This window comes from Rhizobacter sp. P3_B12 (genome assembly GCF_056402895.1).
Window position 1 is genome coordinate 1 of record NZ_JBFUGN010001298.1, and the last position, 1,387, is coordinate 1,387.

Sequence of the window (1,387 nt, forward strand, 5' to 3'; positions counted from 1 at the left end):
GTCAGCGTCGCGGTGTAGGTGATGCTGCCGCCTTCGGTCACGCTGCCGCTGGCCGTCAGGCTCAGCGTGGTGGTGTCGGCGCTGTCGGTGATGCTGGTCGAGCGCGGGGTCGCGTCGACGTTCAGCTGCTCGAAGCCGCCGCCGCTGGCGCCGGTGATCGAGGCCGAGACCGGCGCATGGCCGGCATAGGCGTCGTTGGCCGGGGCGGCGACGCTGACGGTGCCGGTGGTGGCACCGGCGGCGATGGTGATCGTCGCACCGTTCGACAACGTGACGCTGACCGGCGTCTGCGCCGCTGCGCCCAGCGTCGCGGTGTAGGTGATGTTGCCGCCTTCGACGGCGCTGGTCGGGGCCGACAGCGTCAGCGTGGTGGCATCGATGCTGTCGCCGATGGAGGTCTGTGCCGGCGTCGCGTCGATGGCCAGGCTCTCGAACTTGCCGCCGGTCGCGCCGGTGATGGTGGCACTGACGGTGCCGGCATCGGTGTAGACGTCGTCGGTCGGGGCCGGGTGGCTCACCGAGCCGCTTTGCGCGCCGGCGAGGATGGTGATGACGGCGCCGTTCGACAGCGTCACGGTCACGTCGGCCTGCGCCACCGCGGTGAGTTGCGCGGTGTAGGTGATGTTGCCGCCCTCGACCGCGCTGGCCGAGGCGATCAGCCGGACGGTGGTGGTGTCGACGCTGTCGGTGACCAGGGTCTGCGCCGCCGCCGGGTCGACGGCCAGCTGCTCGAAGTTGCCGCCGCTGGCATTGGCGATGGACACCGACACCGTGCTGCTGCCGGTGTACACGTCGTTCGCGGGCGCGGCATGGCTCACGCTGCCGGTGGTGGTACCGGCGGCGATGGTGATCACGTCGCCGTTGGACAGGTTGACGGTGACGGGGCTCTGGGCCGCGGCGGTCAGCGTCGCGGTGTAGGTGATGCTGCCGCCTTMGGTCACGCTGTGCGTGGCCGCGAGCGACACGGTGGTCGTGTCGATGCTGTCGGTGACGGCGGTGACGGCCGGCGCCGCGTCGATGGCGATCGGGATGCCGCCGCCGGTGGCGCCCTGGATGCTGGCGCTGACGCTGCCCGGATCGACGTAGACATCGTCGCTGGCCGGCAGCGCGACGCTGGTGCTGCCGCTCAGGTGGCCGGCCTGCACGGTGATGACCGCGCCGTTGCTCAGCGTGACGCTCAGGTCGGTGGTGGGGGCCTGGCTCAGCGTCGCGGTGTAGACGATGCTGCCGCCGGCTTCCGTCAGGGCGGACGTGGCAGACAGGCTCAGCGTCGCGGTGTCGGCGTCGACGATGCCGGTGTTCACGCTGCCGCTGCCGGCGCTGATCGCCAGGTTCTCGAAGTTGCCGCCGGTGGCGGTGGCGATGCTGACGGTGAACTGCTCCGGCC

Annotated in this window: 1 protein-coding gene; it reads right to left on the bottom strand. The window is 71.4% G+C overall.

All coding sequences use genetic code 11. From position 1 onward, the window contains the following. The coding region (locus AC1D01_RS34680) for an immunoglobulin-like domain-containing protein (protein ID WP_477874050.1) at positions 1-1,387 on the bottom strand (1,387 nt) is incomplete at both ends.